Source organism: Kitasatospora sp. NPDC017646, from assembly GCF_044329365.1.
Lineage (GTDB): Bacteria > Actinomycetota > Actinomycetes > Streptomycetales > Streptomycetaceae > Kitasatospora.
The window spans coordinates 285,248-309,309 of the sequence record NZ_JBIRJC010000002.1 but is presented as its reverse complement, the minus strand read 5'-3'; the positions used below and the strand labels follow the sequence as shown (position 1 = coordinate 309,309).

Sequence of the window (24,062 nt, the reverse complement as noted above, 5' to 3'; positions counted from 1 at the left end):
CCCTGCCGAGTGCAGCGAGGTGGGCGCATGAGCGAGCGCAGCGAGCTCATCATCGACAGGCGCGCATGGGCGAAGGCCCCTGCCGAGCGCAGCGAGGTGGGCGCATGAGCAACCGTCCCGTCCCGCTCGGGCGCCGGTCCGTCGCGACGCTGTCCCTGGTCTCCCTGGTGGGCGTGACGGCCTTCGGCTGGCCGCTGCTCGCCTCCACCAGGTCCGCCCTGGTCGGCCACTCCGCCGACGCGCCCTGGCTGTTCGCCCTGCTGCTCCCGCTGCTCCTCGCGGTCGTCGTCGCGCAGATCTCCGAGGGCCGTTCGGCGGGCGGCGGTGCGCCGGGGCTGGACGCCAAGTCCGTCGCCCTGCTGGGGGTGCTGGCGGCGGCCGGTGCGGCCCTGCGCCCGCTCGGCGCGGGGACGGCAGGCCTGGAGCCGATGTTCTTCCTGATGGTGCTGTCGGGGCGGGTGCTCGGCCCGGGCTTCGGGTTCGTCCTCGGCTCGCTGTCGATGTTCGCCTCCGCGCTGCTCACCGGCGGGGTCGGGCCGTGGCTGCCGTTCCAGATGCTCGCCATGGGCTGGGTCTGCCTCGGCGCGGGCCTGCTGCCCGGCGCCGCCACCCTGCGCGGGCGCCACGAACTCCTGCTGCTGGCGGGGTACGGGGCGGTGTCGGCCGTGTCGTACGGCACCGTCATGAACCTCCAGGGCTGGCCGTACATCGGCGGGATGGCCGGCTCCGTCTCCTTCGTCCCGGGCGACCCGCTGCCCGCCAACCTGGTCCGCTTCGCCGCCTACTGCCTCACCACCTCCCTCGGCTGGGACCTGCCGCGCGCCGCGCTGACCGTCGTCCTGTGCCTCACCCTCGGCACGCCCGTGCTGCGCGCCCTGCGCCGCGCCACCCGCCGGGCGGCCTTCGACGCGCCGGTCGACTTCCGCCCGCCGCCGGCCGGGCTCGGTCCCGAGGGTGGCGATGACGACCGGCACGGGGGGCTCCGTCCCGAGAGGGTGGACGGGCCCAGTTGAGCCGACCGGCCGCTCAGCCTGCGGCCCGGCTCCGCCGCACGAGAACCGCCGACAGCGCACAGACGACCGCCGGGAGCAGCATCGCCGCCGCCAGCCCTCCCCTGCTTCCACCGACGAACGCGCCCGTCACCGCCACGCCCACCGTCGCCCCGACCTGCCGGACGGCGTTGAGCAGCCCGCCCGCCGCGCGGGGCTGCACCGCTTCTCGCGCCGGACGAAGGCCGCGGCGGCCAGGGCCGCCCCGGCGGCGGAGCAACTCGCGTGCGGCCAAGCACCGTTGCCGACGGCTATCAGCGCGTCCGTGAACAGCGCGAGGGTCGCGCAGGCGGCCAGCTGACCCCACCAGTCGATGCGCCGCTCCCCGCGCGGGCAGTGCACCGCCCGTCCGGCCACCAGGGCCACTACCAGGAGGGCGAGCGGGACGTTCACCAGGAACACCGCCCGCCACCCGGCGAGGTCGACCAGGACCCCGCCGACCAGCGGCCCGAAGGCCATCGCACAGCCGCTGACCGCGGCCCAGACGGCCACCGCCCCGGCCCGCTCAGCCGGTTCGGGGTAGCCGGGTGATCAGCGCCATGCTCGCCGGGACGCAGGCCGCCGCCGCGACGCCCAGGACGGCGCGCAGCAGCACCAGTGCCCAGATGTCCGGTGCGAACGCGCTGAGCAGCGAGCCCGCGCCGAAGGCGGCGATGCCGAAGCGGAAGGCCCGGTGGGCACCGTAGCGGTCGGCGGCGGCCCCGGCGGACAGCAGCAGCGCACCGAAGGCGACGCTGTAGCCGGTCACGGCCCACTGCAGCCCGGCCGTCGAACTGCCCAGCGAGGACGCCACGTCGGGTTCGGCGACGGCGAGGACGGTGGTGTCGAGCAGCACCATGAAGTAGCCGAGGGCGATGCCGAGCAGGGCGCGCGTACGGGCCGGCGCACGGCTCGCGGCCGGTGGATCGGCGAGGAGGGCAGGGGTGGTCATCGGATTTCTCCAAGCCGTTGGGGGGATCGGCCACCCACTGTGCTCCGCGGCCCCGCCCCGCTCCACCGCCGATCCCTCACGCACCGTTCGGAATACCCGAACGCAGCCGTACGCTGTCCCGCAACACGTGCAGGAACCGGAGAAACCAGTGGAACTTCGTCAGTTGCGGGTCTTCGAAGCCGTGGTCACCCACCGCACCGTCACCGCGGCGGCCGTGGCGCTCGGTCTCGCGCCCTCCTCGGTCTCCGAGCAGATCCGCACCCTCGAACGCAGCCTGGGCATCGAGCTGTTCGACCGGGCCCCGCGCGGAATGACCCTCACCGCCGCCGGCGAGCGGCTGCTGCCGTGGTCCCGCCGCCTGCTCGACCAGGCCGAACAGGCCCGCCGGGAGGTGGTCGCCGACCGCGCCCGGCTCCGGCTCGGCGCCCTGGAGACCATAGCGGCGACCCATGTCCCGGCCGTCCTGGCCCGGCTCGCCGAACGCCGGCCCGACCTCGACGTCTCCCTGCACACCGACACCGCCCGCGACGGCCTGCTCGGCGGCGTGGCGGCCGGGGCCCTGGAGGCCGCGCTGATCCTGGACACCGCCGGCCCGCTCGGCGACCTCGGGTTCTACCTGCCGCCCGCCCCGCTCGACCACCTCGACCTCAAGGACGTCCCGCTCGCCCTGGTCGCCGCCCCGGCCCATCCGCTCAGCCGCGCCACCACGCTCACCCGCGAGGACCTGCGCGGCCAGCGCCTCCTGGTGAACGCCCCGGCCTGCTCCTTCTGGCTCGCCGGCGAACGCCTGCTCGGCAACGACGTCGAACGCGTCCGCACCGGCGGCGTCGCCGTCACCCGCGCCTGCGCCGAACAGGGCCTCGGCATCGCCCTCCTCCCCGAGTTCGCCGTCCGGGACCCGCTGGCCGCCGGCACCCTCGTCCGCCTCCCCCTCGACCCCCCGCCCCTGCACCTGCGCCTGGTCTGGCGCGCCGACCGCGAGTCCGTCCCCGGCCTGCGCGAAGTCCTCTACGCCGCCGCGGCCTGAACGCGCCCGCCGCACAGCTCCGTTGAGGACGACCGGATCGATCGAGCGACCGGCGAACGGCGCGCCCCGCAACCCCGGGACGCGCCGCCCGTCCTACCCCGGCGCCGTCAGGCCTTCGGTCCCGCCGACTGGACGACCTCGAAGGACCACAGCGTCGACCCGGAGGCGGCCGGCCGCTTCGGCGCCTCGCCGCCCTCGCCGCCACCCTGGTGGGCCGACTTCATGGGGCCCTCCATCCAGGCCTTGAAGTCCTCCTCGCTGCGCCAGCGGGTGTACACGAGGTACTGGTCGGTCCCCTCGACCGGGCGCAGCAGCTCGAACCACTCGAAGCCGTCGGAGTTCTCCACCACGCCGGCCCGCGAGGCGAAGCGCTGCTCCAGCACCTCGCGCTGCTCGGCGGGCACCGTCAGTACGTTGATCTTGACGACGGACATGCCGCTCCTCACTGATCCGCCGGGGTCGCGCCCACGGCGCGGCCGCCGGCCCGGTTGCTGCCTACGGCCAGCAGTCTCCTACACCTCACGCGCGACGGCCCGAGCGGTCGGGCACTGGTGACGGTTGGTAGCCGACTGCCGACGTGCAGGGGCGGAAAGGGCGTGCCAGCCTGGTGGAGGACCCCCGAATCCAACCACCTGGGAGCGATCATGGGTGTCGGCGACCGGTTCAAGGACAAGGCACAGCAGGCCGAGGAGGAAGCCAAGCAGCGCATGGGCGGCCAGCAGCCCAGGGAGGACGCCCAGCAGAAGGCCTCCGAGGCCCGGCAGAAGGGCCAGCAGAACCTGGACGACCTGCGGGACGACATCGAGGACCAGCAGTAACGACGATCGCCGCGTGGGGACGGCCGAGGGTGAGCCCCTCGGCCGTCCCCGCCGTCACGCCCGGCCCGCCGTCACGCCCGGCCCGCCGTCACGCCCGGCCCGCCGTCACGCCCGGCCCGCCGTCATGCCCGGCCGGCCGTCGCGGCTCAGGCGACCCACGGCGGGAGGAGTCGCTCGGCGTCGCGCGGCGCGAGGGCGCAGGCGCCGTCGGGGGTGCGGGCGTCGGGGTTGTAGGCGTGGGACGGGGAGGGGGAGGCGACGACGGCGGTGAAGCCTTCGGCGGTGGCGATCCGGCGCGGGGCGTCGGCGGGGAGGACGAGCGTGTCACCGGCGGCGACCGCGACGGTTTCCCCGGCCAGGTCCACCTCCGCCGAGCCGGCCAGGAAGGTCCAGATCTGCTCGGTGTCCATGGCGTGCAGCGGGCCCTGCCGGTCGGCGGGCATCTCGACCCGCCACTGGGCGAGGGAGGTCGAACCCTGGGTGGGCGAGGCGTGGGTGGTCATGACGGCGTTCGGAGTCTCGGTACGGCGGGCGTCGGCGGATCGGATCACGGGCATGGCGGAGCAACCCCCTAAGATGGTCAATGGCGTTGTCTATATGGTCAATGAGGTTGTCTATCGTGTCAAGCGAACCCGCCCCGCCCGGCTTCGAGCTGCCGCTGCGCCTGCTGCTCGCCTTCCGGACGATCATCGACGAGCTGCACGAGCGCATCGCCCGCGAGGGGCACCCGGACCTCAGGCCGATGCACGGCTTCGTCTTCCAGGCGATCGGCCCGCAGGGCACCACCGCCGTCGAGCTGGGCCGCCGGCTCGGCGTCTCCAAGCAGGCGGCGGGCAAGACCATCGAGAACCTGGAGCAGCTCGGCTACGTCGAGCGCGGCAGCGACCCGGCCGACGCCCGCCGCAAGGTGGTCCGGCTCACCGGCCGGGGCGTGGACTGCCTGGTGCGCTCGGCCCGGATCTTCGACGAGCTGCGCGCGGAGTGGTCGCAGACCCTCGGTGAGGAGCAGCTCCGCCGGATCGAGGACGGCCTGCGGCAGCTGGCCCCCGGGGACCCGTTCCGGCTCGACACCCCTCGGTGGTTCGGCGGTCCGTGAGCCAGGTCCGTGGGGGCGTTGAGGCTAGAACGACCGCCCCTCGCCGTGGTACGGCGACTGGGGGTCGGTCGGCGGGTCGGGGCGGTCGCGCCGGTCGGCGCAGAGGGCGGTGCTGAGCCGGGTGAGCAGGGCGGCGAGGTCGTCGTACTGCTGCTCGTCCCAGTCGCCCAGCAGTTGCGCCAGCTGGGTGCGCCGGGCGTCGACCAGGCGCAGCGCGGCCTCCTCGCCGGGTTCGGTGAGGCGCAGTGGCAGGCCGCCGGTGCGGGCGGCGAGGCCCCGGCCCTCCACCTCGCGGACGGCCTCCTCGACGACCGCGAACGGGACGACCCGCCGCTCGGCGAGTTCGGCGGGCTCCACCGAGCCGTGGTGGTGCATCTGGAGGAGCAGCCAGCTGGAGGCGGGCAGCAGGTCGAGCCCGGCGGTGGCGGTGATCCGCCGGAACAGGTCGTGCCGGGCCTCGCGGGTGCTCAGGACGGACAGGGCGCGGGCGATCTCGTCCAGGGAGGACCGCTCGACCGGGTTGATCCCGATGGACTCGCTCAGGTCGGGCGCGGTCACGGTGGAGCGCAGCTTCTGTTCCCGCAGGAACAGTGACAGGACGAAGGCGACCAGCGCGACGGGCACCGCGTACAGGAACACCCGGGTGATCGACTCGGCGTACGCGTGGTGGACCCCGGCCTGGGCGGCGGCGGGCAGCCGGGTGATCAGCCGGGGGTCGGCGCCGATCTGCTCGGCCTGGAAGCCCGGCGGCAGCGGCTGGCCGGCCAGGGCGTCGGCGAGCCGGGAGCGCAGGCCGCCGGCGAAGATCGTTCCGAAGATGGAGACGCCGAAGGAGGCACCGATGGAGCGGAAGAAGGTGGCGCCGGCGGTGGCCACGCCGAGGTCCTGGTAGCCGACCGAGTTCTGCACGATCAGCACCAGCACCTGCATCACCAGGCCCAGCCCGAGGCCGAAGACCAGGAAGTAGAGGCTCATCTCGGCGGTGCCGCTGTGCTCGTCCAGCCGGGAGAGCAGCACCAGTCCGATCGTGGTGACGGCCGTCCCGGCGATCGGGAAGATCCGGTAGCGGCCGGTGCGGGCGACGATCTGGCCGGAGCCGATCGAGGTGAGCAGCATGCCGAGCACCATCGGCAGCATGTGGATGCCGGACATGGTGGGCGAGACCTGCTGGACGACCTGGAGGAAGGTCGGCAGGTAGGTGAGCGCGCCGAACATCGCGAAGCCGACCACGAAGGAGATCACCGCGACCAGACTGAACGTCCGCGAGCGGAACAGCCGTAGCGGCAGGACGGGTTCGACGGCCGTCCGTTCCACCTGGACGAAGGCGAGCAGCAGCGCCATCCCGAGCACTCCCAGGCCGACGATCTGCCAGGAGTCCCAGGCCCAGGTGGTGCCGCCGAGCGAGGTCATCAGCACCAGGCAGGTGGCGACGGCGGCGATCAGCGCGGTGCCGAGGTAGTCGATCCGGTGCTCGCGCCGGACCTCCCGCCCGTGCAGCACCGCGGCGATCACCACCAGGGCGACCACGCCGATCGGCAGGTTGACGTAGAAGACCCAGCGCCAGCTGAGGTGGTCGACGAACAGGCCGCCGAGCAGCGGTCCGAGCACGCTGGTGACGCCGAAGACGGCACCGAAGAGGCCCTGGTACTTGCCGCGGTCCCGGGGCGCGACGAGGTCGCCGACGATCGCCTGGGAGAGCACCATCAGGCCGCCGCCGCCCAGGCCCTGGAGGGCCCGGAAGGCGATCAACTCGCCCATGTTCTGGGAGAGTCCGCAGAGCACCGAGCCGATCAGGAAGATCACGATGGAGGCCTGGAAGAACCGCTTCCGGCCGTACATGTCGCCGAGCTTGCCCCAGAGCGGGGTGGCGGCGGTGGACGCCAGCAGGTAGGCGGTGACCACCCAGGACAGGTGGTCCAGGCCGCCGAGGTCGCTGACGATGGTGGGCAGCGCGGTGGAGACGATGGTCTGGTCGAGGGCGGCGAGCAGCATCGCCAGCAACAGGGCGCCGATCGGCACCCACAGGTTGGGGACGGTGACCTCCGGCGGGCCGGGGTCGGGCGCCGGGCTCCGGTCGGACGCGGCACGGGGGTCCCCCTGGCCGGAGGGTGGGGGAGGGTCCGTCATGGCGTCTCCGTAGGGTCGCGGGGTTGCGGGGCCGGACGACCGGACGCCCGGTGGATGATCACTCCCGGTTCCCCATGCTGGCAGACATGTCCTGGTTCGCGCCGCCCGGTTGAGCCGAACGTAAGCACCGGGCCCGTCCTCTCCCCGGCACGGGCCCGTCCCGCACCCTCCGGCGGTTTCCCCAGGGGCCCAACCACCACCAACCGGCACAACACCCCCGCCGGGGGCCGGACGCCCCTGTCCACCCTCCGGGACGTCCTGCATAATCAGGCCCGATCGCGAGACCCGAGACCCGAGGAGGACCGGCCGATGCCGGACCAGCACTGCCCGACGTGCGGCACCGCCCGCTCCACCGGGTGCGGCTGCCTCCCCGACCGGAGCCTCGACGAGACCACCGTCCTCCCGCACCTGGAGGGCCCGCCGCTGGTCCGCCCGTACGTGCCGCAGGCGCCCGGGCAGGTCGTGGACGAGCCGCCGCCGGCCGCCGACCCGTTCGCGACCACCGTCCTGCCGCCGGTCCAGCCGGGGCAGGGGGGCCAGGCGGGCCCACCGGCCCAGGCGGGCCACGCCGCACCGCCGATGCACCCGGCCCAGCCGCCGCGACCGTCCGCGCCGCCGCCGCTCGGGCCGGACGCGGACGCCTACGCGACGACCGTGCTGCCGCCCGTCCCCGGCCCCGCGCCGGACGCGTACGCCGCCGGTGCCACCACCGTTCTCCCGCAGGCGACGGCCCAGCCGCACCCGCCCGTCCAGCCCGACGCCGGGGACGACCTCGGCTACTTCCCGTTCGACGGCGCGGCCCCCGAGCCCGGCGGACGGGCCGCGCGCCGGGCCGCCGAGCAGGCCGAGCGGAGCCCGTTCGCCGGGCGCAAGGGGCTGATCGCGGGCGTGGGCGCCGGCCTGCTGGCGCTGACCGTGGGCCTCGCGTACGCCGTGACGCCCTCCTCCGAGCCGACGCGTCAGGCGGAGCCGGTGCCCGTCACCACGCTCGCGCCCGCCCCGGTCGATCCGCCAACCCTGGCCGCCCCGACGACCGGCGCCCCGGCGCCGACCACCGAGGCACCGAGCCCCACCCCCACCCGGACGACCAGGCCCAGCCCGACCAGGACGCCCACCCCCACCCCGACCCACTCGGCGACGCCGACCCCCACCCCGACGCCCACGCCGACCCCGACGCCCACCCCCACGCCGACGCCCACCCCGACCCCGCGGCTGCTCCAGCTCGGGATGAGCGGGCCGGACGTCCGGGCGATGCAGCAGCGGCTGGTCAACGCCGAATGCGGATTCGTCGACAAGTCGATCATCACCGGCACCTTCGACGGCTGGACCCAGACGACGCTGCAGGAATACCAGCGCGAGAACCACATCAAGGGCGAGACCGGCGTCTACGGCCCCAAGACCCAGGCCGTCCTCACCGCCGACCCGGGCTGCTGAGCGCCACTGCCGGGCGGCGCGGACACCGTCAGCCGGTGACGGCCCCGAAGATGCTGACGCCGGCCAGCACCACCATGATCGCCGCCGCCACCCGGATGATCAGCTTCATCGGTACGTACTTGAGCAGCTTCTGCCCGCCCACGATGGCGATCCCGCCGACCGCGCACAGCGCCAGCCAGGAACCGAGGCCGACGGCCAGCGGATCGGCGTACTTGGCGGCCAGGTTGGCGGTCATGATCTGGGTCAGGTCGCCGAACTCGGCGACCGCGACCACCACGAAGCTGGTCCCGGCCACCTTCCAGAAGCGGTTCGAGGACGGCTCCTTGGCCGCGTGCTCTTCCTCGTCCTCGCCGCCGTGGAACAGCAGCATCGCCGCGCCGACCAGGAACAGCGTGCCGGTGATGCCCTCCACCCAACGGTGCGGCAGCAGCGAGAGCAGGTGCCCGGCGACCAGCGCCAGCACCACCTGGACCAGCATGGCGGCGGCCACGCCCGCGAAGACGTAGCTCGCCCGGTACTTGGTGCCGAGCACCAGGCTGGCCAGCGCGGTCTTGTCCGGCAGTTCGGCCAGGAAGATGATGCCGAACGTCAACGCGGCAATGGTCAGACTCATCGGAGGAAATCCCTCGGTCGGGCCGTCCGGCCTCCGCGGGTCCGTCAGGGGACGCTTCGGCCCGACAGCACTGGAAACGGTCACAGCACTGCGGCCGAAGGTCTCGCCGGCAGCCGCCCATCGAGCGGTGCCCCGGGCGCCGGGCCCGTGGGGGCCAGTATGTCGACGGTCCGGTGGAGGGCTACTCCCCTTCAACGCGCTCCAGCCTACCCGACGCCGCCGACCGCCCCCGTCGCCACCAGCCCCCGCCCGACCAGCTCCAGCACCACCACGATCGCCACCGACTCCACCGCGAGCAATCCGATCAGCACGAACAACTGCACCGCCCCCGCCTGGACCGGCGAGGCACCGCCGAGCAGCATGCCGACGAAGGCGCCGGGCAGCGTGACCAGACCGACCGTGCGGGTCTGGTCCAACGCCGGGACCAGGGAGGTCGCCGCCGCCGTACGGCAGATCTCCAGCCGCGCGTCCCGCTCGTGGAAGCCGAGCGCCAGCGCCGCCTCCACCTCGCCGCGCCTCTGCCGCAGCTCGTCCAGGGCGCGCCGCCCGGCCAGCGAGGTCGCGGTGAGCGCGCCGCCGATCAGGATCCCGGCGACCGGGATCACCGACAGGCCCCTGGGCGGCAGCAGCCCCACGCCGAGCAGCAGGCCGAGCACCGGCAGCACTCCGGCGCCGATCGGGGCGGCCGCCCAGACCCAGCCCGGCCCCGCGGTCATCCGCCGCCCGGCGGTGCGCACCGCGACGGTGAACATCAGCAGCACGAACAGCGCGGACCACCACAGCGAGCCGACCACCCAGGAGATCACCGCCGCGACGGCCGCGAGCTGGACGACCGCCCGCAGCCCGGCCCGCGCCACCGCCCGCCCGTGACCGAGCAGTCCCCACCCGGCCACCGCCACGGCGGCCAGCAACAGCACCGCGGTGACCACCCCGAGCGCCGGGGTGACCGGCAGCAGCTGCCCGCCGGACGCCGCCAGTGGCACCGGCCTCAGATCCAGCTGGTGAACCACATCCGGTCCTGCCAGGACGACATCGGGATCACCTCCGCCGTGTACAGCGGGTAGAAGAAGGCGAAGCAGCCGACGATCGCGAGCACGATCAGCCCGGCCCCGATCGCCCCGTACCGGCGGCGCCGGGGGCCGCAGCCCGCCGGGCCGAGGATCGCGCCGAGCATCTGGGCGACGGCCAGGCACAGGAACGGCACCAGCACGACCATGTAGAAGGAGAAGATCGTCCGCTCCTGGTACTGGAACCAGGGCAGGTAGATCCCCGCCACCGCGCACAGCACGGCGCCCGAGCGCCAGTCCCGGCGGAAGAACCAGCGCCACAGCAGGTAGACCAGCGCGAAGCAGGCCGCCCACCACAGGAACGGGGTGCCCAGGCCGAGGATCTGCGTCGCACAGCCGCCGGAGGAGGTGCAGCCGTGCGTCCCGGTCGGGACCTGCTCCCAGTACATCGAGACCGGGCGGCCGTCGACCAGCCAGGAGAAGGGGTTGGACTGGTAGGTGTGCGGGGTGCTCAGACCGGTGTTGAAGTCGTACATCTGCGAGTGGTAGTACCACAGGCTGCGCAGGGGCGCGGGCACCCAGCTCATCGAGACCTGCGGCAGCGGGATGCCGAAGGCGTGGTCCGGGGAGAGCCCGGAGCGGCCGTCCGCCCAGTGCCGGTCGTAGCCGCCCTCACCGTTCGCGCCGCTGGCCAGCCAGCCGCTCCAGGCGCCGACGTACACCACCACGGCGGAGCCGACCATGGCGAGGAAGGCGGGTACGGCGTCCCGGCGCAGCATGGACCGCCAGGGGTGGCGGGCGCCGGCGCCGCGGCGGCCGGACTGGTCCCACAGCACGGTCAGGACGCCGAAGGCGGCGAGGATCGGGGCGCCGTTCCACTTGACGGCGCAGGCCGCGCCGATGAGCACCCCGGCTGCGATCCGCCAGGGGCGCAGCCCGAGCCGCACGGTGTCGCCGTCGACGCCGTCGTCGACGGCCAGGGCCAGCCGGGCGCGGACGTGGTCGCGGTCGATCAGCAGGGCGCCGAAGGAGGCGAGCACGAAGAACATCTGGATGCCGTCGAGCAGGCCGACCCGGCTCATCACCAGCTGGAGGCCGTCGACGGACATCAGCAGGGCGGCGGTGCAGCCGACCAGCGTGGAGCCGAAGAGACGACGGCCGATCCGGGCCAGCATCAGCACGGTGACGGTGCCGAGCAGGGCCGTCATGAACCGCCAGCCGAAGGGGTGCAGCCCGAACAGCTGCTCGCCGATCGTCATCACCCATTTGCCGAGCGGCGGGTGGGCGATGAACTCGGGCGCGGAGCCGAGCGGGACGGACTGCGGGACGGCCAGGATGTCGGTGTTGGCGTGGTCGGGCCAGGTGCCCTCGTAGCCCTGCTGGAGCAGGGACCAGGCGTCCTTGGGGTAGTACGTCTCGTCGAAGACGAAGGCGTTGGGGTAGCCGAGGTTCCAGAACCGCAGCAGGCCGGCGAAGAGCGCGATGCCGATCGGGCCGAGCCAGCCGGAGCGGTCGGCGGCCCAGCGCAGCAGCCCGCGCGGGGCCGGGGCCGGGGCCGGTCCGGCGGTGGCCGGGGCCGCCGGGGGGTGCGTGAGCGCCGCTTGCGTCATAGCCTCGCCGATTCGCCTGTCTGCGGGGCCCGCGGGTGCTGCGCCGGGCCCGGGTCTGCTGCCCGAGCCGGGCCCGGGCGGTCAACAGCCACTGACACTATGTGGCGGTGCCCGGGAAGCCAAGCGCGACGGGCGCCGACCAGGTGACCCGGCCGACGCCCGTCGCGAACGCCCGTGCGGGCATCGTCACGCGGCGGTCTGGAGCTCCCGGACCGGAGCCGGGGTGCGGACCACGGCCGGGGCCGCGTTGTCCTGCTCGGCCGTGAGGTACGGGCGCAGCCGCAGCGCCAGCAGGACGGTCAGCAGCGTCGAGCCCGCCATGGCCGCGAGGTAGAGCGGCCAGGTGCCGGAGCCGACCAGCAGCACGCCGACGGCCGGGCCGACCGCGATCGCGATCTGCTTCACCAGGGCGTACCCGGCGTTGTAGGTGCCGAGCAGCCTGGCCGGGGCGAGGTCCGCGACCATCGGGCCCATGGTCGGCGCCAGCAGCGACTCACCGACGCCGAAGAGAGCGTAGATCGAGACGATGGCGACCGTGGCGGCCATGGTCTCGGTCCGGATCAGACCGGCCACCAGCGCCATCGCCCAGGCGCCGAGCCAGACCACGCCGGCCGCGGCCATCGCGGTGGTGCGGCGGCGGCGCGCGGTGATCCGCACCATGAACATCTGCAGCACCACGATGGTGACCGCGTTGGCACCGATGGCGAAGCCCAGGGTGGACGGCGCGGTGCCGACCGTGTCGGTGGCGAAGGCCGCGACACCGGACTCGAACTGGCCGTAGCAGGTGAAGAAGATCAGCCCGGCGAGGACGCTGAGCCGCACCATCGCCTTGTCGGCGAACAGGGCGCGCAGACCGGTCGGGCCGTCGTTCCTCTCCTGGACGACGGTCAGTTGGGCCTTCGGCATCCGAGCGGTGCCGGTGACCAGGGCCAGGCCGAGGAAGGTGGCCGCCTCGATGGTGAACAGCCGGGTGAGGCTGGCCGGGTCGGCGACATTCACGATCTGGCCGCCGACCAGCGCGCCGATGCCCATGCCCAGGTTGACCAGGGTGAACTGCAGCGCGAAGGCGTGCGAGCGGGTCGCCGCCGTCGAGCAGCGGACGATCATCGTGGCGAGGGCCGGCTGGCAGGTGGTCACGCCCGCGCCGAACAGGAACGAGGAGACCAGCAGGGCCGGCGTGCCGGCGGCGTGGCCGAAGGCGAACGCGCCGGTGGCGGCCAGGGCCGCACCCGCCAGCAGCACCGGGCGGGGGCCGTAGCGGTCGATGCCGCGCCCGGTGAACGGGAGGACCGCGAGCGCCGCCAGCGCGAAGACGGTGAACACCATCCCGGCCGCCAGCGAACCCAGCCCGCGCACCTGGTCCACGTACACGAACATGTACGGCATCGTGAACCCGCTGCCGAACGCACTGAGCGCGTTGCCGATCTGGACGCGGCGCAGCGGGCCGCCCGCTCCACGCCGCTGCCGCCTCTGCTGCTTCACCGTGCCGGTCACCGTGCACATCCCTTCCTGGTTTCGACTGGAACTCTTAAGTCCAGAAGATTTCAGAGCTAAAGTTTGACGAGATAAAGTCTTAGCACCGGAAGACTGCGGAGTCAAAGGCTTAAGGAGTGCACGCCCGTGCGACACTGGTGCGCATGACTACGGACAAGCCCTCACCGGCTGCCGACAAGCCCCCGCGGGCCACTCCCCTGGAGTTCGGCATCGCCGAGCAAGTGGCCCTGTACCAGCGGGAGTTCCCCACCGTCGACCCCCAGGTCGAGACGATCGTGCAGACCCTCAACCGGGTCTCCCGGCGGATGGGCGTGGCGTACGACCGGCAGCTGACCGTGCTCGGAATCACCTCCGCCGAGTGGGAGGTGCTCAAGGCGCTGGTGGTGAGCGGCAGCCCGTACCGGCTGGGGCCGGGCGAGCTGGCCAAGCGGCTGGGGCTCACCCCGGCCGCGATGACCCACCGGATCGACCGGATGGTGGCCGAGGACCTGGTCACCCGGGAGCGGGACGAGTCCAACCGGGTGCGGGTGATCATCGAGCTGACCGAGAACGGCCGCGACAAGTGGCTGGAGTCGATGCGGATGGCGGCGGTGTTCGAGGAGGAGCTGCTGCAGGACCTCGCGGGCGAGGAGCGGGCCGCGCTGTCCGGCCTGCTGGCCCGGATGCTGCGGCGGATCGAGGAGAGCCAGCCGGACGCGCTCGGGCGCACGGCCGACCTGGCGCCGTAGCGCCCGGACGCGGCGGACGCGCGACGGGTCCGGCCCGCCGGGGGATGCTCCCCCGGCGGGCCGGACCCGTGCTCGTTCAGGTGCCGCGAGGCCCGTCGGGCCCTCGGGCGGTCGGCCGCCCCTCCGTTCAGCCGTTCAGCCGTTCAGCCGTTCAGCAGGGACCGTTATCGGTCCAGACGCCCCACTGGCCGCTCTGGGTCGGGTCCTCGCCCTTGGTCCACCACTTGTTGGTGTAGTAGTGGCCCTTCCACGAGACCTTGGTGCCACCGGCCGCGTAGGTGGTGTTCGGGTCCCAGCTCGGGGCGGCCGAGCAGGTGGCCGGCGGGGTCGGAGTGCCGGTCGGCGTACCGGTGGGGGTACCGGTCGGGGTGCCCGTCGGCGTACCGGTCGGGGTCTGGGTCGGCGTCGGGGTGCCGGTCGGCGGGGCCGGGCAGCCGGCGGCGGAGCCGTTGGTGGCGCTCACCATCTTGTCGAACAGGGTGGTGTTGGTACCCAGGTCGTACAGCGAGAAGGCGAAGGAGCCGCCGAGGCCGTTGCAGTGGGCGTAGTCGAGCTTGGCCTGGATGGACCGGGCGTCCTCACCGCTCCAGAAGGTGTTGCCGTCGTAGAAGTAGGTCGCCTTGGCGTCGTCGTCCCAGAAGGTCTTGGACGGGTTGTCGACGAAGCCGGCCAGCTCCTTGTACATCTGGATGCCCGCGACGTTGCCGGACATCGCGGCGCCGGTCGCCGGGGCGGCGGCGGGCTGGAAGAGGCCGTTCCTGCCGTTGTTCTGGACGCCGGTCCAGCCGCGGTAGTAGAACGGCACACCCATGTTGATCTTGTTGGCCGGGAACCCGCCGGGGATGCCGTACTGGGCGTCGCCGACCGTCCAAGCCTTGACGGCGTTGTCGATCGAGTACTTGCCGTTGCCCGGCTTGGCCGGGGTCGACGGGTCGTTCGGGCCGGAGTACAGCGGCGCCTGGTGGTTGGTCGGGCCCTGGGGGTCCCAACCGCCGTGCATGTCGTAGGTCATGACGTCCATGAACGTCAGGTACTGACCGATCTTGTCGGTCTCGACGTTCATGATCTTGTCCTGGCCGGCGCCGACCGCCGCCGAGAGGGCGTAGGTCCTGTTGTCCGCCTTGCCCTGGGCGTCCAGCTGGCTGCGGAACTCCTTCAGCAGCAGGGTGAAGTTCTGCTTGTCGGCCGGGCTGGAGACGTTGCCGGTGTGGCCGCCGCCGCCCGGGTACTCCCAGTCGATGTCGATGCCGTCGAAGATGCCGGCACCGGTGCCCGGGCCGCCGTAGCCGGCGTCGGACGGGAGGTTGCCCTTGATGAACATGTCGATGCAGGACGAGACCAGGTGCTTGCGCGAGGCGTCCGTGGCGGCCGCCGAGGAGAAGTACTTGGAGTACGTCCAACCACCGATCGAGAGCAGGACCTTGAGGTTGGGGTTCTTCGCCTTCAGCTTCTTCAGCTGGTTGAAGTTGCCCGCGATCGGCTGGTTCCAGACGTCGCCGACGCCGTCCACCGAGATGTCCGCGCCGAAGCTCTTCTGGTAGTCGGCGAACGCGTCGGCCGCGCCGTCACCGGCGTTGGGGTTGTTGTCGTTGGTGTCGGCGGCCTTGGTCGCCTCGAAACAGCCCAGGTCGGTCGGCGAGATGTTGGCGAAGTCGTAGATCAGGTAGTCCAGCTTCCCGGCCACGCCGGTGTCCTGGATCGTCTTCGGGTAGTACGCGTTGGCGTACACCGACCACTGGTCGTAGTAGGCGACCTTGATGCCGCCGCTGGTGGCGGTCGCACCGGTGGAGTTGGCGGTCGCGGCGTTGGCCGCGCCGCCGCCGGACAGCGCGAGGCCCGCGCCGATCAGCAGGGAGGCGGTGGTGCCGGCCGCGATGGCGGCCAGGCTCTTCGGACGGCGCCGGCGGGGCCCGTCCGGAGCCGGGGTCCCGGCCCTTTCAATGCGTGAGCGCAGCATGGGTGCGTGACTCCTGGGTGTGGGGGTTCCGTCGCCCGGCGAGGTCGCACGTCCGGAGTGGGGCCGGACGACCGGGACATGACAGATCAGGGGGTGGGGAATCGAGCGGGCAGGCCTTGACGGACACGGACGGACAGCGGGATGTGCCGAACCGGCGCCCCCGGCACGAGGCCGGTGACGCCGGTTCAGGGGCTCCCTGCACCTGGGCAATAAAAATGGACTAGACCAACTCGCCCGTCAAGGGGTGCTGTTGGCCCTTGAGACCCGCTTAAGGTTCCACCCCCGTCTCCGCACCCTCCGACACCCGACCCGAGCTGCGCGGCTTCAGTAGCGGATGGCGTTGGCGGCCTCCGCCTTGACCGTGCCCGAGAGATCCCGGTTGCCGTGCGCGACGGCCTGGGTGCTCCGGCCCGCGGCCAGGCCCTCGACGGTCACCGCGGTCGCGTCCAGCAGCTCGCCGCCCTGGTCGGTGAAGTTCACCTGGATCACGTACTCGTACGACTGCTGCCCGTGGTTGGTGACGGTCAGCTGCGCCTGGGCCTTGCCGTCCGGGCCGATCGACACCGCCCCGACGGACACGTCCCCCTTGGCGTCCAGCCCGCCCTTGATCCCGCTGACCACGGACGAGGCCGACGAGATCGCCGCAGAGGCCCTCGCCTGGGCCGAGGCGACCGCCGCGGAAGCCCGCGCCTGGGCCGACGAGATGCTCCCGCCCACCCCGGCGGCCCCCGAGGCCAGCGCCGAGGCGGCCGATGCGGCGGCGCTGGCCGCCTTCTGCACCTCCCCGGCCGCCGAGGTGGCCGTGGCGCCCGCACTCTTGCCGGAGGAGCAGCCGGCCAGGACCGCCGAGCCCAGCACTGCGGCCGCCAGGACACCCGCGGCCGCTCGGTGGTGACGGCCGGTAGGTCGGGCCGGACGCCCCTCGGTGGGGCGCGGCCCGGGGGTGGCTCGGGTGAGTGGCTGGCGGTCCATGGGGTCCTCGTTCCTTCCCGGCGCCGGGCTGCCCGGCACGCCTCCCCGCCCACCCTCCGAGCCGCCCGCCGCCCGCGCCAGCAGGGGTGATGCCTCCGGGTGACACCCGGGCCGGGCCGGTCGATGCGGGGCCCTAGGACAGCCCGGAACCCTCCTGCTCGTCCGCCTCCACCGCCGCCCGCTCCTCGCGCAGCCGCACCAGGTGGCGACGCCGTGCCACCACGCCGTACGCGCCCGCCGCGCTCCCCACGAAGGCCAGCACGCCGACCCACGACCGGTCGAAGACGTGCCCGGTCAGGTGGTCCAGCGAGTACCGCCCGGGACCGGCCAGGCCGATCGCCAGCCCGGCCGCGCCGAGGAACGCCGGGTACTCGTAGCCGCCGGACATCGCGAAGAAGCCCGCCGGCGCGTGCACCGACACGGCCCCGGCCATCGTCCCGGCCACCACCGCGCCGGCCGCCGGGGTGGCCAGCCCCGCCACCAGCAGCGCCCCGCCGCCCGCCTCGCCGACGCCCGCCGCGACGGCGCTCTCCCGGGCCGGGTGGAAGCCCATGTGGTCCATCGCCTGGGTGGTGCCCTCCAGGCCGCCACCGCCGAACCAGCCGAACAGCTTCTGGGTGCCGTGCGCGATCAGCACTCCGCCGACCGCGCTGCGCAGGGCCAGCAGGCCCAGGTCCTTACGGTTCAGGCACATGTCGCATCCTCGTTTCCGCCACGGAGTGGTCGTACCGCCACGGTGTGGACGTACGTACCTCCATGGCACCCGAGAGCGCCCACCCGTTCGAGCCGGGACCGCCATCCGGGCGAATTCGCCCGCGGCCAGGAATGAACGGGCGGACGGGGAGACCGGGGCGCGTCCGACCGCGGGGCGTGGCGGACCGGCCGTCCCGGGCACCGCGGCCATGCTGGGCCCATGTTCGTCTTCAACCTGAGCAGCGCCTTCATCACCTTCTTCGCCGTGGTCGGCCCGCCGAAGACCCTGCTGGCCTTCGCCCGGCTGGCCCGCACCCGCACCGACCGGGAGCTGCGGCGGCTGGCGGCGTGGACCACGCTGATCTCGGCGCTGATCGGCCTGGTGCTCGGCTTCGGAGCGGACGAGGTCACCACCCTGTTCCACATCAGCGACCAGTCGCTGCGGCTCGCGGGCGGGGCGATCTTCTTCGTCTACGCGGTCGCGCTGGTCCTCGGCATCCACCTCGGCGCCGACGGCGACGACGACGAGCACCTGACGAACCCGCTGGCCGACGGCATCCGCGAACTGCTGCTGCCGTACGTCGCCAGCCCGCTCGCGATCAGCGCCGTCATGGTCGCCTCGCTCAACCGCGACGACTGGGCCTGGAAGGCCGCGGTCTCCGGCGCGTACGTGGGCGTGGTGGTGCTCAACTACCTCTGCGTGGCGGTGCTCTCGCCGCTGATGCGGCGCACCCACAGCACCTCGCTGGAGGTGCTGTCCCGGCTGCTCGGGCTGCTGCTGGCGGCCGTCGGGGTGGAACTCTTCCTGGAGGGCCTGGCCGGACTCGGGGCGCACCTGCCCATGGCGCACTGAACCGCGGGACCTCAGCCCGCCGCCAGACGGGCCAGCACCTCGCCGATCCGCCCGCGCACCAGGGGGTCGGCGACCAGCCCGTCCGCGCCGACCGCGCCGCGCGCCAGCGGGATCCGGACGCAGGCCTCCGCCAGCACGGCCGCGCCGGTGTAGCCGAGGACGGTGCCCAGGGTGGCCTCGGCGCCCGCGCCGCGGCCCGGGGCGGCGCAGTTGATCCAGGCGGCGGGCTTGTCCGAGATCTCGACCCCGCCGACCGTCCAGTCCAGCAGGTTCTTGAACGCCCCCGGCAGTGTCCCGGCGTACTCGGGGGTGCAGAACAGCAGCGCGTCGGCCGTCCCGATCGCCGCCCGCAGTCCGGCCACCGGCTCCGGCAGCGGGTCGGTGTCGTGGTCCGGGTTGAAGTGCGGGAGCCCGGCCAGCCCGGCGTAGTACGTGGTCCGCACGCCCGGCAGGCCCTCGGCCACCGCGGCGGCGGTGCGCAGCACGGCCTCGTTGGCGGAACCGGCCCGCAGGCTTCCGGTCAGCAGCAGGATGTGGCGCTCGTTCGGCATGACGGGGAACCTACTCCTTGACGTCCGCGTCAAGGCCAGCAGCCGTCGCCCGTTCCCGCGGGCCGTCAGTTCGGCAGCAGCGGCCGCCAGGGCACCGGGCTGGAGAGGATCATCGAGCTGGCCGGCGGACCGTACCCGCCGAGCCGGTCGCAGAGCGCCTCGAACTCGGCCATCGTGGCCACCGCGACCAGCAGCACGCAGCAGGCCCCGCCGGTGACCCGGTGCAGCTGGAGCACCTCCGGCCAGGTCGCCACCTCGGGGTCGCGCAGCACGCAGCGCGGGCCGTAGCACTGCACCTGGACCAGCGCGGTGATCGGCAGCCCGGCCCGGGTGGGGTCGACGTGGGCGTGGTAGCCGCTGATCACCCCGTCCGCCTCCAGGCGGCGGACCCGTTCGGCCACCGCGGGTGCGGACAGGCTCACCCGGCGGGAGAGTTCGTTGTACGAGAGCCTGGCATCGGCCTGCAGCTCGGCCAGCAGGCGGCGGTCGACGGCGTCCATGGCGGCTCCCCGGAGCGGTTCTGATCAGCGGATCGACCGCGGATTTTCGTTCGTAAAGCGGACCGGCCGAACGCCTCGCGAACGACAGCTCGAAACGCGGTTGCGGTGCCCGTCGACCATTCAAGCGGGCGGGGCCACCGCCGCACAATGGGCACCCCGGCGGAATCAGGACCTCCGTCCGCTCCGCCGGCCCCGGGCGACGAGGCCCGGACGGACCAGGAGGGATCGGGATGGGGCACGACACGGTGGAGACACCCAACCTGTCGTTCGGTAGGGGCGGCCTGCCGGGTCGGGGCACCCCGTACGCGCAGTACGTGCGCCTGGAGCAGCTGCACAGCCTCCAGCACCCGCGCAGCAAGGAGCCCGCCGAGCTGTCGTTCATCGTCACCACGCAGGTGATGGAGCTGCTCTTCGACCTGCTGCGGCACGAGTGGACGATCGCCCGGCAGGCGCTGCGCGAGGACGACCTGACCGCCGCGCTGGCCGCGCTGCGCCGCGGCACCCACGTGCAGGACGTGCTGGTGGAGTCCTGGGACCTGCTGGCCACCATGACCCCGCAGGAGTTCAACTCCTTCCGCTCGCTGTTCGGCGAGGCCTCCGGCTTCCAGTCCTCGGCCTTCCTGCACCTGGAGTTCCTGCTCGGCAACAAGAACGCCGCGCTGCTGAACATGTACGACGGAATGCCGGAGGTCCGGGCCGAGCTGACCGAGGTGCTGCGCTCCCCCGGCCTCTACGACGAGGTGCTCGGCCTGCTGGCCCGGCGCGGCCTGGCCGTGCCCACGGAGCCCTCGCAGCAGCGCTACCGGCCCTCCGAGGAGGTCGCGGCGGCCTGGCGCCGGGTGTACACCGAGCCGGAGTTCGCGGCCCTGCAGCCGCTCGGCGAAGCGCTGCTGGACGTGGCCGAGCGGGTGACCCGCTGGCGCCAGCGCCACCTGAGCTCGGTCAAGCGGACCATGGGCGCCAAGCCCGGCTCCGGCGGCTCCAGCGGCCTGACCTGGCTGCGCAAGGCGGCCGAGCAGGACGTGTTCCCGGAGCTGTGGACGATCCGGGACGAGCTGTGACCGAGCCGGTGGTGGAGGAGGGACGAGCTTTGACCGAGCCGGCGACGGAGGAGAGAACGGGCATGATCACGCGCGAGGAGTGCGCGGCGCTGGACGCCGTCGACCCGCTGGCGGCGTTCCGCGAGGAGTTCACCCTGCCGGACGGGGTGATCTACCTGGACGGCAACTCGCTGGGCGCGCTGCCGGTGCGCACTCCGGAGCGGGTGGCGCAGGTGGTCGAGCAGGAGTGGGGCCGGGAGCTGATCCGCAGCTGGAACGACGCAGGCTGGTTCGAGCAGCCGTACCGGCTGGGGCGGCGGATCGCGCCGCTGATCGGGGCGGATCCAGCGGAGGTGGTCGTCTGCGACACCACCTCGGTGAACCTGTTCAAGGTGCTCTCGGCGGCGCTGGAGCTGCGCCCGGGGCGACGCACGGTGCTCGGGGACGTCGAGGCCTTCCCCACCGACCTGTACATCGCCGAGGGCGTGACCGGTCTGGTCGAGGGCGGGCGCAGCGTGCTGGTCCGGCCCGGGGAGCTGGACCAGCACCTGGACGGCGACGTCGCCGCGGTGGTCCTGTCGCACGTGGACTACCGCACCGGCGAGCTGCTGGACATGCCCGGGATCACCGCCCGGGTGCAGGCCGCGGGCGCCCTGATGATCTGGGACGTGTGCCACTCGGTGGGCGCGCTGCCGATCGAACTCGGCGCCGCCAACGCGGACTTCGCGATCGGCTGCACCTACAAGTACCTGAACTCCGGCCCCGGCGCGCCGGCCTTCCTGTACGTCGCCGAGCGGCACCTGGCGGCCGGTCCGCGGCAGCCGTTGAGCGGCTGGTTCGGGCACGCCCGCCCGTTCGCCTTCGAGCCCGGGTACGACCCGAAGCCGGGCATCGGGCGCTTCCTGACCAGCTCCCCCTCGCTGCTCGGCCAGGCCGCCCTGGGCGCCTCGCTGGACGTCTGGGAGCGCGCCGACCTGGCCGCCGTACGGGCGAAGAGCCTGGCGCTGACCGATCTGTTCATCTCTCTGGTCGAGGGGCTGGACGGGGTCGAGGTGGTGACCCCGCGCGAGCACGCCCGGCGGGGCAGCCAGGTCGCGCTGCGGCACGCGGACGGCTACCCGGTGGTGCAGGCGCTGATCGCGCGCGGGGTGATCGGGGACTTCCGCGCACCGGACCTGATGCGCTTCGGCTTCACGCCGCTCTACCTCTCGTACACCGAGGTCTGGGACGCGGCCCGGCAGCTGGCCGAGGTGCTGGCGAGCGGCGAGTGGCGGGACGAGCGGTTCTCGCGCCGCGGCCAGGTGACGTGACGCAGGTCATGGCCGCGCAGTAGTTCGGTCGCCGTCCCGCGCGGGAAACCTCCCCGTTGACTGTTCGTCAGACCCCGGGGAGGTTGGCGTGCACATCGAACTCGGCCCGCTCAAGCCCGATCCCTCCATGCTGGTCCTCGGCCTGGCCCAGCTCTTCCTGCTGATGTTCGCACTCGGCGTCGTCCTGCTCCCGCGCATCGAACGGATGCGGGCCCGGCGGTGGGACGCGACCGAGGGCCGCACGGAACGGGCGGAAGCCGTCCGCACCGAGGCCGAGGCGCTCCGGGACGCCGCCCTGGACGAGATCGCCGGAGCCCGGCACGAGGCGGCCCGGATCCGCCAGGAGTACGCGGAGCGGGGCGCGGCGGCGATCGCGGCGGCCCGCGCCGAGGGCACCCGCGACCGCGACGAGCTCCTCACCACCGGCCGCGCCCGGATCGCCGCCGGCCGGGCCGCCGCCTCCGAACGGCTGCGCCAGGACGTCGGTGACCTGGCCGTGGCCCTGGCCGGCCGGGTGGTCGGCGAACCGGTGCACTCCGTCGCGACCGAGCGCCGCACGGTGGAGCGTTTCCTCACCCCGCCGCTCGACTAACCGACCGTCAGTTCACCGACCAGCTCGCGGTAGACGTCGAAGGCGGGCTTGGGCGTGTAGTCGTCCCGCAGCAGGCCGAAGTGGTGGAACAGCCCCGGGCCGGCACTGTCGGCGTCCCTGAGGGCGAAGAACGAGTAGCTCAGGACGGAGAGCCGCTCGGCCAGTCCGGCCACCGCCCGGACCACCTGCTCCACCACCTGGGCCTGCCGCTCCTCGCTCCGCCCCGGGCCGGTGGGCCAACCGTTCTCGCAGATCCGCAGCGGGACGGCCGGACCGATCCCGGCCCGGGGCAGCGCGTCGTTGCGGAATCCGGTGACCACAGCCCTCACGGCTTCCGCCAGTCGGTCGCCCGGCACGGGACGGAAGACGTCCGGGAAGAAGTCCAGCCCGACGTAGTCCAGTGCGCCGTGGAAGCGTTCGTCGGCGAGCTCGCCGAGCTCCGACCAGAAGGTGTCGGCCGGGTCGAAGGACGGCACGGCGTTGAAGCCCACCGAGAGATGGTCGTGACCGCGGGCCAGCGCCTCCTCCTTGGCCGCGATGACGCCCTCGACCAGCGCCCGGCGCACGTCGGGGATGCCGCCGTCCAGGGTGGGGAGGTCCAGGTTGGGCTCCTCGCAGATCTGCACGACGGCGAGCCGGGGGCCCTCGGTCCGGACGACCTGCCGGACGTAGTCCGTCCAGCCGTCCAACTCGCCGCTGCGGACGCCGAACTGCAGCACCAGGTCGAGCTTCCGTCCTTCCGTCGCGTACTGCTCGGGCCGCGCCGGGGTGCGGTGCTCGTCAGCCGCGTACGAGCGGTAGGCGCGGACCAGGAACTCGCTTGCTCCGCCCTGGAGTTCGCGCAGTGCGGCGGCGATCCGCACCGGGTCGTCCGGGCGGACGGGCTCGATCAGGCCGGTTTCGTCGCCGAGCGATCCGCCGGGGTAGACGCCGAAGGTGAGAGTCATGCGGACACGGTAGCCGATATTTTTGGTGTCACCGCAAATTTCAAGTCACACCATTGTTTGGCGGTAGTATCCCGCCATGGGACTTCGCGAACTCAAGAAGCAGCAGACCCGGCAGCTCCTGGCCGACACCGCCATGGGCCTGTTCGCCGAGCGCGGCTTCGAGCGGGTCACGGTGGTCGAGGTGGCCCGGGCCACCGGGGTCTCGCCCAACACGGTCTTCAACTACTTCCCGACCAAGGAGGACCTGTTCTTCGACCGGCAGGACGAGGTGGTCCACCACCTGGCCCGGGTGGTCCGACGGCGGCCGGCCGGCAGCTCGGCCGTGGACGCCGTACGGGCCGACCTGCTGGCGGGAGTCGCCGGCGGGGAACCGACGGTGGGGCTGAGCCCGGAGATGGGCACGTTCTGGCGGATCATCGCGGACAGCCCGGCGCTACGGGGCCGGCTGCTGGAACTCGGCGAGCGCGCCGAGGCGGCGCTGGCGGCCGTCCTCGCCGAGGAATCGGGGGCCGACCCGGAGGACCCGCTCCCCCGGGTGGTCGCCGGCGCCGTCGCCGGGGCCCACCGGGCGGTGCTCGCCGAGATCCGGCGGGCGATGGTCGCCGGGGAGCCTGCCGGGGCGGTGCGGGAACGGGTCGAAGCGGCGGTGGAACGGGCCTTCGGGCTGCTCGACTCGGGGCTCGCGGGGTATCCGGCGGGGCGCTGAACCGGCG

At 73.3% G+C, this 24,062-nt stretch carries 27 protein-coding genes; 12 read left to right on the top strand and 15 right to left on the bottom strand.

Annotated elements, in window-relative coordinates:
* The first annotated feature begins 65 nt into the window (after positions 1 to 65).
* On the top strand, positions 66 to 1,013 hold the full coding sequence (locus tag ACH4J0_RS04490) for an ECF transporter S component (RefSeq protein ID WP_396236189.1): 948 nt from the start codon (positions 66 to 68) through the stop codon (positions 1,011 to 1,013).
* Between the two features lie 126 nt (positions 1,014 to 1,139).
* Here the strand turns inward: ACH4J0_RS04490 and ACH4J0_RS04485 are convergent, their stop codons facing one another.
* Together ACH4J0_RS04485 and ACH4J0_RS04480 are read right to left on the bottom strand one after the other, a co-directional pair.
* Positions 1,140 to 1,541 carry a hypothetical protein gene (locus ACH4J0_RS04485; protein ID WP_396236188.1) on the bottom strand — a complete coding sequence of 134 codons (402 nt, stop codon included), beginning with the start codon at positions 1,539 to 1,541 and terminating at the stop codon, positions 1,140 to 1,142.
* A gap of 13 nt (positions 1,542 to 1,554) precedes the next feature.
* Positions 1,555 to 1,980 (bottom strand): MFS transporter, encoded by a 426-nt coding sequence (locus tag ACH4J0_RS04480; protein WP_396236187.1) that lies wholly within the window; start codon positions 1,978 to 1,980, stop codon positions 1,555 to 1,557.
* A gap of 148 nt (positions 1,981 to 2,128) precedes the next feature.
* Between ACH4J0_RS04480 and ACH4J0_RS04475 the strand changes: the two genes are divergently transcribed.
* Entirely contained in the window at positions 2,129 to 3,007 is an 879-nt protein-coding gene (locus ACH4J0_RS04475; RefSeq protein ID WP_396236186.1) for a LysR family transcriptional regulator, read from the top strand.
* Between the two features lie 107 nt (positions 3,008 to 3,114).
* On the opposite strand, the gene ACH4J0_RS04470 is transcribed toward ACH4J0_RS04475, so the two are convergent.
* A complete protein-coding gene (locus tag ACH4J0_RS04470) occupies positions 3,115 to 3,441 on the bottom strand; it encodes an antibiotic biosynthesis monooxygenase family protein (RefSeq protein WP_396236185.1) in 327 nt (108 codons plus the stop codon).
* A 210-nt stretch (positions 3,442 to 3,651) separates the two neighbouring features.
* On the opposite strand from ACH4J0_RS04470, the gene ACH4J0_RS04465 reads away from it, so the two are divergent.
* Entirely contained in the window at positions 3,652 to 3,825 is a 174-nt protein-coding gene (locus ACH4J0_RS04465; protein ID WP_396236184.1) for a hypothetical protein, read from the top strand.
* 146 nt (positions 3,826 to 3,971) lie between these two features.
* On the opposite strand, the gene ACH4J0_RS04460 is transcribed toward ACH4J0_RS04465, so the two are convergent.
* A complete protein-coding gene (locus ACH4J0_RS04460; protein ID WP_396236183.1) occupies positions 3,972 to 4,382 on the bottom strand; it encodes a cupin domain-containing protein in 411 nt (136 codons plus the stop codon).
* Positions 4,383 to 4,444: 62 nt separating this feature from the next.
* Here ACH4J0_RS04460 and ACH4J0_RS04455 point away from each other — a divergent pair, with 62 nt between their 5' ends.
* Positions 4,445 to 4,921 carry a MarR family winged helix-turn-helix transcriptional regulator gene (locus ACH4J0_RS04455; protein ID WP_396236182.1) on the top strand — a complete coding sequence of 159 codons (477 nt, stop codon included), beginning with the start codon at positions 4,445 to 4,447 and terminating at the stop codon, positions 4,919 to 4,921.
* A gap of 24 nt (positions 4,922 to 4,945) precedes the next feature.
* Here the strand turns inward: ACH4J0_RS04455 and ACH4J0_RS04450 are convergent, their stop codons facing one another.
* Positions 4,946 to 7,048, bottom strand: coding sequence for a DHA2 family efflux MFS transporter permease subunit (locus tag ACH4J0_RS04450; protein ID WP_396236181.1), 2,103 nt, complete (start codon positions 7,046 to 7,048; stop codon positions 4,946 to 4,948).
* 309 nt (positions 7,049 to 7,357) lie between these two features.
* Here ACH4J0_RS04450 and ACH4J0_RS04445 point away from each other — a divergent pair, with 309 nt between their 5' ends.
* Positions 7,358 to 8,482, top strand: a complete 1,125-nt coding sequence (locus ACH4J0_RS04445; protein WP_396236180.1) for a peptidoglycan-binding protein — start codon at positions 7,358 to 7,360, stop codon at positions 8,480 to 8,482.
* Between the two features lie 28 nt (positions 8,483 to 8,510).
* Here ACH4J0_RS04445 and ACH4J0_RS04440 read toward each other — a convergent pair whose 3' ends face one another.
* The 4 genes from ACH4J0_RS04440 to ACH4J0_RS04425 all read right to left on the bottom strand — a co-directional run bounded on the left by ACH4J0_RS04440 (position 8,511) and on the right by ACH4J0_RS04425 (position 13,206).
* Positions 8,511 to 9,095, bottom strand: coding sequence for a TMEM165/GDT1 family protein (locus ACH4J0_RS04440; RefSeq protein ID WP_396236179.1), 585 nt, complete (start codon positions 9,093 to 9,095; stop codon positions 8,511 to 8,513).
* Between the two features lie 206 nt (positions 9,096 to 9,301).
* Positions 9,302 to 10,105, bottom strand: coding sequence for an ABC transporter permease (locus ACH4J0_RS04435; protein WP_396236178.1), 804 nt, complete (start codon positions 10,103 to 10,105; stop codon positions 9,302 to 9,304).
* Positions 10,084 to 11,712: a dolichyl-phosphate-mannose--protein mannosyltransferase gene (locus ACH4J0_RS04430; RefSeq protein WP_396236177.1), complete on the bottom strand. Its 1,629-nt coding sequence runs from the start codon at positions 11,710 to 11,712 to the stop codon at positions 10,084 to 10,086. Before ACH4J0_RS04430 ends, ACH4J0_RS04435 begins: the two co-directional genes overlap by 22 nt.
* A gap of 186 nt (positions 11,713 to 11,898) precedes the next feature.
* Positions 11,899 to 13,206 carry an MFS transporter gene (locus ACH4J0_RS04425; protein WP_396236176.1) on the bottom strand — a complete coding sequence of 436 codons (1,308 nt, stop codon included), beginning with the start codon at positions 13,204 to 13,206 and terminating at the stop codon, positions 11,899 to 11,901.
* Between the two features lie 143 nt (positions 13,207 to 13,349).
* On the opposite strand from ACH4J0_RS04425, the gene ACH4J0_RS04420 reads away from it, so the two are divergent.
* Positions 13,350 to 13,934: a MarR family winged helix-turn-helix transcriptional regulator gene (locus tag ACH4J0_RS04420; RefSeq protein WP_396236175.1), complete on the top strand. Its 585-nt coding sequence runs from the start codon at positions 13,350 to 13,352 to the stop codon at positions 13,932 to 13,934.
* Positions 13,935 to 14,085: 151 nt separating this feature from the next.
* Here the strand turns inward: ACH4J0_RS04420 and ACH4J0_RS04415 are convergent, their stop codons facing one another.
* Both ACH4J0_RS04415 and ACH4J0_RS04410 read right to left on the bottom strand, forming a co-directional pair.
* Positions 14,086 to 15,891 carry a glycosyl hydrolase family 18 protein gene (locus tag ACH4J0_RS04415; RefSeq protein ID WP_396236174.1) on the bottom strand — a complete coding sequence of 602 codons (1,806 nt, stop codon included), beginning with the start codon at positions 15,889 to 15,891 and terminating at the stop codon, positions 14,086 to 14,088.
* Between the two features lie 324 nt (positions 15,892 to 16,215).
* The gene (locus ACH4J0_RS04410; protein ID WP_396236173.1) at positions 16,216 to 16,512 is read right to left on the bottom strand and encodes a hypothetical protein; all 297 of its coding nucleotides are present in this window, start codon (positions 16,510 to 16,512) and stop codon (positions 16,216 to 16,218) included.
* Here ACH4J0_RS04410 and ACH4J0_RS04405 point away from each other — a divergent pair.
* The gene (locus tag ACH4J0_RS04405; protein ID WP_396236172.1) at positions 16,496 to 16,786 is read left to right on the top strand and encodes a hypothetical protein; all 291 of its coding nucleotides are present in this window, start codon (positions 16,496 to 16,498) and stop codon (positions 16,784 to 16,786) included. The genes ACH4J0_RS04410 and ACH4J0_RS04405 overlap by 17 nt on opposite strands.
* Positions 16,787 to 16,996: 210 nt before the next feature.
* On the opposite strand, the gene ACH4J0_RS04400 is transcribed toward ACH4J0_RS04405, so the two are convergent.
* Positions 16,997 to 17,557: a DoxX family protein gene (locus tag ACH4J0_RS04400; RefSeq protein ID WP_396236171.1), complete on the bottom strand. Its 561-nt coding sequence runs from the start codon at positions 17,555 to 17,557 to the stop codon at positions 16,997 to 16,999.
* Positions 17,558 to 17,776: 219 nt separating this feature from the next.
* Here ACH4J0_RS04400 and ACH4J0_RS04395 point away from each other — a divergent pair, with 219 nt between their 5' ends.
* Complete coding sequence (locus ACH4J0_RS04395; RefSeq protein WP_396236170.1) at positions 17,777 to 18,409, top strand: MarC family protein; 633 nt, start codon at positions 17,777 to 17,779, stop codon at positions 18,407 to 18,409.
* 11 nt (positions 18,410 to 18,420) lie between these two features.
* Here the strand turns inward: ACH4J0_RS04395 and ACH4J0_RS04390 are convergent, their stop codons facing one another.
* Positions 18,421 to 18,960, bottom strand: a complete 540-nt coding sequence (locus tag ACH4J0_RS04390) for an NADPH-dependent FMN reductase (protein WP_396236169.1) — start codon at positions 18,958 to 18,960, stop codon at positions 18,421 to 18,423.
* A 65-nt stretch (positions 18,961 to 19,025) separates the two neighbouring features.
* Positions 19,026 to 19,460, bottom strand: coding sequence for an Lrp/AsnC family transcriptional regulator (locus ACH4J0_RS04385; protein WP_033348146.1), 435 nt, complete (start codon positions 19,458 to 19,460; stop codon positions 19,026 to 19,028).
* Between the two features lie 230 nt (positions 19,461 to 19,690).
* Here ACH4J0_RS04385 and ACH4J0_RS04380 point away from each other — a divergent pair, with 230 nt between their 5' ends.
* The 3 genes from ACH4J0_RS04380 (at position 19,691) to ACH4J0_RS04370 (ending at position 22,402) form a co-directional block, all read left to right on the top strand.
* Entirely contained in the window at positions 19,691 to 20,521 is an 831-nt protein-coding gene (locus ACH4J0_RS04380; protein ID WP_396236168.1) for a tryptophan 2,3-dioxygenase, read from the top strand.
* Positions 20,522 to 20,583: 62 nt separating this feature from the next.
* Positions 20,584 to 21,810: a kynureninase gene (gene kynU, locus ACH4J0_RS04375; RefSeq protein ID WP_396236167.1), complete on the top strand. Its 1,227-nt coding sequence runs from the start codon at positions 20,584 to 20,586 to the stop codon at positions 21,808 to 21,810.
* 88 nt (positions 21,811 to 21,898) lie between these two features.
* Positions 21,899 to 22,402, top strand: coding sequence for a hypothetical protein (locus ACH4J0_RS04370; protein ID WP_396236166.1), 504 nt, complete (start codon positions 21,899 to 21,901; stop codon positions 22,400 to 22,402).
* Here ACH4J0_RS04370 and ACH4J0_RS04365 read toward each other — a convergent pair.
* A complete protein-coding gene (locus ACH4J0_RS04365) occupies positions 22,399 to 23,349 on the bottom strand; it encodes a hypothetical protein (RefSeq protein ID WP_396236165.1) in 951 nt (316 codons plus the stop codon). The genes ACH4J0_RS04370 and ACH4J0_RS04365 overlap by 4 nt on opposite strands.
* A gap of 76 nt (positions 23,350 to 23,425) precedes the next feature.
* Between ACH4J0_RS04365 and ACH4J0_RS04360 the strand changes: the two genes are divergently transcribed.
* The gene (locus ACH4J0_RS04360) at positions 23,426 to 24,055 is read left to right on the top strand and encodes a TetR/AcrR family transcriptional regulator (RefSeq protein ID WP_396236164.1); all 630 of its coding nucleotides are present in this window, start codon (positions 23,426 to 23,428) and stop codon (positions 24,053 to 24,055) included.
* Positions 24,056 to 24,062 lie beyond the last annotated feature (7 nt).

What these genes read in the sequence shown, in the direction of transcription:
- ACH4J0_RS04445 (WP_396236180.1), top strand. Translation starts at nt 7,358, where the DNA reads ATGCCGGACCAGCACTGCCCGACGTGCGGCACCGCCCGCTCCACCGGG.
- ACH4J0_RS04420 (WP_396236175.1), top strand. Translation starts at nt 13,350, where the DNA reads ATGACTACGGACAAGCCCTCACCGGCTGCCGACAAGCCCCCGCGGGCC.
- ACH4J0_RS04415 (WP_396236174.1), bottom strand. Translation starts at nt 15,891, where the DNA reads ATGCTGCGCTCACGCATTGAAAGGGCCGGGACCCCGGCTCCGGACGGG.
- ACH4J0_RS04360 (WP_396236164.1), top strand. Translation starts at nt 23,426, where the DNA reads ATGGGACTTCGCGAACTCAAGAAGCAGCAGACCCGGCAGCTCCTGGCC.
- ACH4J0_RS04460 (WP_396236183.1), bottom strand. Translation starts at nt 4,382, where the DNA reads ATGCCCGTGATCCGATCCGCCGACGCCCGCCGTACCGAGACTCCGAAC.
- ACH4J0_RS04365 (WP_396236165.1), bottom strand. Translation starts at nt 23,349, where the DNA reads ATGACTCTCACCTTCGGCGTCTACCCCGGCGGATCGCTCGGCGACGAA.
- ACH4J0_RS04490 (WP_396236189.1), top strand. Translation starts at nt 66, where the DNA reads ATGGGCGAAGGCCCCTGCCGAGCGCAGCGAGGTGGGCGCATGAGCAAC.
- ACH4J0_RS04470 (WP_396236185.1), bottom strand. Translation starts at nt 3,441, where the DNA reads ATGTCCGTCGTCAAGATCAACGTACTGACGGTGCCCGCCGAGCAGCGC.
- ACH4J0_RS04440 (WP_396236179.1), bottom strand. Translation starts at nt 9,095, where the DNA reads ATGAGTCTGACCATTGCCGCGTTGACGTTCGGCATCATCTTCCTGGCC.
- ACH4J0_RS04480 (WP_396236187.1), bottom strand. Translation starts at nt 1,980, where the DNA reads ATGACCACCCCTGCCCTCCTCGCCGATCCACCGGCCGCGAGCCGTGCG.
- ACH4J0_RS04380 (WP_396236168.1), top strand. Translation starts at nt 19,691, where the DNA reads ATGGGGCACGACACGGTGGAGACACCCAACCTGTCGTTCGGTAGGGGC.
- ACH4J0_RS04385 (WP_033348146.1), bottom strand. Translation starts at nt 19,460, where the DNA reads ATGGACGCCGTCGACCGCCGCCTGCTGGCCGAGCTGCAGGCCGATGCC.
- ACH4J0_RS04390 (WP_396236169.1), bottom strand. Translation starts at nt 18,960, where the DNA reads ATGCCGAACGAGCGCCACATCCTGCTGCTGACCGGAAGCCTGCGGGCC.
- ACH4J0_RS04400 (WP_396236171.1), bottom strand. Translation starts at nt 17,557, where the DNA reads ATGTGCCTGAACCGTAAGGACCTGGGCCTGCTGGCCCTGCGCAGCGCG.
- ACH4J0_RS04395 (WP_396236170.1), top strand. Translation starts at nt 17,777, where the DNA reads ATGTTCGTCTTCAACCTGAGCAGCGCCTTCATCACCTTCTTCGCCGTG.
- ACH4J0_RS04450 (WP_396236181.1), bottom strand. Translation starts at nt 7,048, where the DNA reads ATGACGGACCCTCCCCCACCCTCCGGCCAGGGGGACCCCCGTGCCGCG.
- kynU (WP_396236167.1), top strand. Translation starts at nt 20,584, where the DNA reads ATGATCACGCGCGAGGAGTGCGCGGCGCTGGACGCCGTCGACCCGCTG.
- ACH4J0_RS04465 (WP_396236184.1), top strand. Translation starts at nt 3,652, where the DNA reads ATGGGTGTCGGCGACCGGTTCAAGGACAAGGCACAGCAGGCCGAGGAG.
- ACH4J0_RS04430 (WP_396236177.1), bottom strand. Translation starts at nt 11,712, where the DNA reads ATGACGCAAGCGGCGCTCACGCACCCCCCGGCGGCCCCGGCCACCGCC.